The 4861-nt window shown below is 59.4% G+C and carries 4 protein-coding genes and 1 rRNA gene; 3 read left to right on the top strand and 2 right to left on the bottom strand.

Annotated features, from left to right (window positions below; genetic code table 11):
• Positions 1–654: transglycosylase domain-containing protein (locus JJE47_17470; protein MBK5269215.1), on the bottom strand; the 654-nt coding region annotated here is incomplete at its 3' end.
• Between the two features lie 120 nt (positions 655–774).
• Between JJE47_17470 and JJE47_17465 the strand changes: the two genes are divergently transcribed.
• Positions 775–1965, top strand: coding sequence for a tyrosine--tRNA ligase (locus JJE47_17465; protein ID MBK5269214.1), 1191 nt, complete (start codon positions 775–777; stop codon positions 1963–1965).
• Entirely contained in the window at positions 1958–2461 is a 504-nt protein-coding gene (locus JJE47_17460; GenBank protein ID MBK5269213.1) for a hypothetical protein, read from the top strand. The genes JJE47_17465 and JJE47_17460 overlap by 8 nt, the downstream gene beginning before the upstream one ends.
• On the opposite strand, the gene JJE47_17455 is transcribed toward JJE47_17460, so the two are convergent.
• Complete coding sequence (locus JJE47_17455; protein ID MBK5269212.1) at positions 2442–3413, bottom strand: alpha/beta hydrolase family protein; 972 nt, start codon at positions 3411–3413, stop codon at positions 2442–2444. The two genes, JJE47_17460 and JJE47_17455, sit on opposite strands and share 20 nt — an antisense overlap.
• Positions 3414–4048: 635 nt before the next feature.
• Between JJE47_17455 and JJE47_17450 the strand changes: the two genes are divergently transcribed.
• A 16S ribosomal RNA gene (locus JJE47_17450) occupies positions 4049–4861 on the top strand; the annotation flags it as partial.

Raw genomic sequence — 4861 nt, 5'->3', positions numbered from 1 at the left:
TTTGTCGAGGACCACGGAGCGGCGGTCTAGCGCGGCCTGCTGATTGAGTCGGGGATCGGTCGTGGACGGTGATTGGATGAAACCGGCCAACAGGGCGGCCTCGCCCAGGGTCACCTCGCTGATCGGCTTTCCGAAGTATCCCTGCGACGCCGAGCCAACTCCGTAGTATCCGCTCCCGAAGTAGACGGTGTTCAGATAGCGCTCAAGGATCTGTTCTTTGGTGAGGGTCTCTTCGAGCCGCAGTGCCAGCGTGGCCTCTTCTATCTTGCGGTCAATGGTTACTTCTGGCGTCAAGACGACATTCTTGATGTATTGCTGGGTGATGGTCGAGCCGCCCTGGACGATGGCCCCGGCGTTGGCGTCGGCTACAAGTGCCCTGGCTACGGCCCGAAGGTCGACGCCCTGGTGGCTCCAAAAACGCTGATCCTCGATCGCGACGACTGCGTTGAGCAGATGAACCGGCAAATCGGCGAAGTCGACGAGTATTCGGTCTTCGGTTTCGTGCCATTCGGCGATAACCGATCCGTCGGCGGCGTACACGATGCTGGTGAGGCTCAGCTCTCCCATACCGGGGTCGGCCAGAGGTTTGATCTCGGGGCTGCAGGCTCCCAGCAGGAACGACGCAACAGCCACGAGAACGATAAGTCGTTTCATGGGGTCCTTACTCCGGCCGGGATGGTACCGATGGCGCCGTGGGTATCGGTGGATTTGAGGCGATTGCGGCATGCAAAAACCCGGAACGGCCGGTCGCGGGCGGCTACCGTATTGGCTCGTATGAGTATTGGTAATGAGCTTGATCATTTGATGCGAGGCGTTGACACCGTCGTGCCAGAGGCAGAATTGGCAGACAGGTTGGCTGAAGGTAGGCCGCTGCGGGTGAAGCTCGGCCTTGATCCGACTGCCCCGTCCGTGACGCTGGGATGGGCGGTGGTACTGCGCAAACTCCGGCACTTCCAGGAGTTGGGTCATACCGCAGTGCTCATCGTTGGGGATTTCACTGCCCAGGTTGGCGATCCCAGCGGCAAGAGTGAGACTCGCAAACGTCTGACGGCTGCAGAAGTGCGTGGATACGCCGAGCGCCTCCTTGACCAGTTCGCCAAGGTTCTGCTTCCCGAACCCCTCGAGGTTCGATTCAACTCCGAGTGGCTCGGAGAGCTTGACATGGCCGAGGTGCTCGAACTCACCTCCAAGGTGACCGTCGCTCAGATGCTCGAACGCGACGACTTCCGGAAACGGTTCGACGGCCACCAGCCGATCTCGGTCATGGAGTTCATGTACCCGCTGTTGCAGGGCTATGACTCGGTGGCCGTTTCGGCTGACATCGAACTCGGTGGGGCCGATCAGCTGTGGAACCTCATGATGGGTCGAGTGCTTCAGGAACGGTACGGTCATCGTCCGCAGATGGCCATGACGATGCCTTTGCTCATCGGTACCGATGGTGAGCAGAAGATGTCGCAGTCGCTCGGGAACTATGTCGGGGTGATGGACGATCCCGCCGACATGTTCGGCAAAATCATGAGCATTCCGGATCGACTCATGCCCCAGTATTTCGAACTGGCTACTGAGGTTCCCCCACAGGAGATCCTCGACCAGTTCGATGGTCTTGAGTCTGGCGACGTGCATCCCGGCGACCTGAAGCGGCGCCTGGCACGAGAAATCGTTGACCTCTACCACCCGGGACAGGGTTCGCCGGCCGAGGCGGCTTTCGACCAGGTGTTCCGCCACAGCGGGGTGCCCGACGAGATCGACGAGTTCACGCTCGGTGCCGGCGCCGACCAGTGGATACCCGGGGTGTTGACAGCAGCAGGGCTGACATCATCGAACGGCGAGGCGCGCCGCTTGATCGCCCAGGGGGCGGTCAAGCTAGAAGGAAAGAAGATCGACGAAGAGTCCATCGATCGTTCGGACCTCGTTGGCTACGTTCTTCAGGTCGGTAAACGGCGCTTCTTGAGGCTGCGTGGATGAGCCACTCACATCGCGCACTGGTTTTGCCACCAAGGGTTGGAATCGTGATCGGTTCATGATGTTTGTCAGCAAGACCGAGGTCGAGGCCGAGCTATTCCTGGACGATGGCTCCATTTTCGCCGGAGTGGTCTATGTCCGTCCGACCGAGGAGTTAGGAAAGGTCCACCCCATGCTCGATCTGCTGGGCGGGAGGGAACGGATCATTCCTTGCCGGGGCGAGTCGGGTGAGTTGGTGCTGATCGGTCGAGCCAGCGTGTCGGCCGTCCGCGTAGCCGACGAGACGTTTGGTCTGCCTGATTCAGGCGGCGTCAACCTGTCGATGAAATTGACGATGGCCGGAGGCCATCGATTCGAAGGGACGCTCCAACTTCCTGAATCGGACGGAACACGAATTTCGGATCTTCTCAACTACGCCGATCCCTGGCTGGTCCAGATTGGTGATTCGCACCATGTCTGGGTGGCAACCGACAAGCTCGTCAGGGCTGAAGCGCCGTAGCCGCCCCGGCAAGGTCATCGAGCCGATCGAATGATCGGACGATGAGATCTGCCAGGCGACGTTTGTGGATCCACAGAACTGTTGCGTGACCGCCTTTTGACCATTCCAGTTCGGACCCTGGCCAGTGGTTGGCGAGCGCCGTCGTGGCTTCGGGGAGGACGTACCCATCGCCCCTGATTCCGAGAATGACCGCCGCAGCACTGTGGGGTGGCGGATCGAATCGAAGCACGGAGGCCTGACCGAACAGCTCACCGAGCCGGTCGACGGCGGATGCCCCACCGAGTGCGGCCCAGTCCACCGAGGCCTTGAGGGCCCCTTTGGTGAAGACCGGCCCGGGGGAGTGGGAGGCAGCCAGCGCGGCACAGGCGATCGGGAGCTTGCTGGCGGATGTGACGAGCGCGGCAGTGTTGGCGCCCATCGAATACCCGGCCACTCCCACCGTCCACGATCGCCGGTGCCTCAGCCAGGCGAGAACCTCCAAACCGTCCCACACGGCCCCGACCCCCATCGCCAACAGGTTGGCAGCGGTTCGAAGCGGCTGCCCGTCAGACTGACACCGCAGCCCGTAGAAGGGGTTCTCAAGGATGGCCACTGCCACGTTCTGGTCCAGTAGGTACCGACCGATGGCCTGGCGGGTCTCGTAGCCATGCTCATTGAACGCGGCCATCAGCAGCACTACCCGCTTCGGATCGGGCGGTTCGATGAGCCGGACGTACCCGGTTCGGGAGGCAGCGGGCAACAGTTCGTACGGTGACGGGAAACGAAGGTCGGTAATCGTGTATCCGTTGCGCAGTTGTGGGTCCTTCTGCTCGAACGGTTGGCCCAAGACTTCCGGAACCCTGGCAAGATCGCCCGTGACGACGCTGAGGTCCCCCCATCCGTCCTGGAACAGTCTCTCTGTGACGGCCGGCATGGCGGCCAGTTGCGACCCGATCCAGTCGATCCTGTGCATGGTTCGATGAGCCTAACGCACATCTGATACCTCCCGACTTGCAATGTCGATCAAGTGGAGTACAGTTGCCGCCGCACCAATGGTGCGTAGTACGCCAACACCGCCATCCGGCAACGCTGCCACGCAGTTTGTAAACTTGCTTGATAGTCGTTGAAACGGACCGTCGGGCCGCCCTTCGGTGGTTGATATGGGAAGGCTCCCATATCGTTTTGGCAAGGACTCGCGATGCGTGATACACTGCAGGTCTTGTCCGCTGCGCGCCAGTGGGACGGCCCCGAGGCTACGGCTAGAGGGATGATTGGGTGACCGAAATGTCATCCGGAGCATTACGGCTCCTTGACAACTAAACAGTGTGCTAAAAATCAGCTTTGTGGCTCGTCCCTGTGAATGGGGTTCTGAGTCACAAACACCGTTCAATTCTCGAGACCTAACGGAATCGGAATTGGACAACAGGTAAACCGCCGAACCAATGGTTCGGCATCCAGGCAAATGCCGAGTCCTCGGACTCGGTGATCGGTTCGTCAGAACCGGTTCTTGCCAGGTAAAACACATTCATTTGATTCTGCTTTTTCGAGAACAGTTCGTTTTGGCAGTTTGATTCCATCAAACTGCCAAGCGAATCTCATTCGCAGTTTACGTTGGAGAGTTTGATCCTGGCTCAGGACGAATGCTGGCGGCGTGCTTAATCCATGCAAGTCGAGCGACGCACATCAAAGGGGTAACCCATTGGTATGACGGAGCGGCGAACGGGTGCGTAACACGTGAGCAACCTACCCCTAAGACCGGGATAGCCCGAAGAAATTCGGATTAATACCGGATACCCTGCCCGAATCTCATGGTTTGGTCAGGAAATGCTTTTGCGCTTTGGGATGGGCTCGCGGCCTATCAGCTTGTTGGTGAGGTAACGGCTCACCAAGGCGACGACGGGTAGCTGGTCTGAGAGGACGATCAGCCACACTGGAACTGAGACACGGTCCAGACTCCTACGGGAGGCAGCAGGAGGGAATATTGCGCAATGGGCGAAAGCCTGACGCAGCAACGCCGCGTGAGGGATGACGGCCTTCGGGTTGTAAACCTCTTTCAGTGGGGACGAAATTGACGGTACCCACAGAAGAAGTACCGGCCAACTACGTGCCAGCAGCCGCGGTAATACGTAGGGTGCAAGCATTGTCCGGATTTATTGGGCGTAAAGAGCTCGTAGGCGGCTTAACAAGTCGGTCGTGAAATACCGAGGCTCAACCTCGGGGAGTCGGTCGAAACTGTTATAGCTAGAGTACGGTAGAGGAGAGTGGAATTCCCGGTGTAGCGGTGGAATGCGCAGATATCGGGAGGAACACCAGTAGCGAAGGCGGCTCTCTGGGCCGTTACTGACGCTGAGGAGCGAAAGCGTGGGGAGCAAACAGGATTAGATACCCTGGTAGTCCACGCTGTAAACGTTGGGAACTAGG

It is taken from the genome of Acidimicrobiia bacterium, assembly GCA_016650365.1.
GTDB lineage: Bacteria > Actinomycetota > Acidimicrobiia > Spongiisociales > JAENVV01 > JAENVV01.
Note: the sequence above shows the minus strand (reverse complement) of the source record. Positions and strands in the feature narration are given on the sequence as shown.

What these genes read in the sequence shown, in the direction of transcription:
- JJE47_17465 (MBK5269214.1), top strand. Translation starts at nt 775, where the DNA reads ATGAGTATTGGTAATGAGCTTGATCATTTGATGCGAGGCGTTGACACC.
- JJE47_17455 (MBK5269212.1), bottom strand. Translation starts at nt 3,413, where the DNA reads ATGCACAGGATCGACTGGATCGGGTCGCAACTGGCCGCCATGCCGGCC.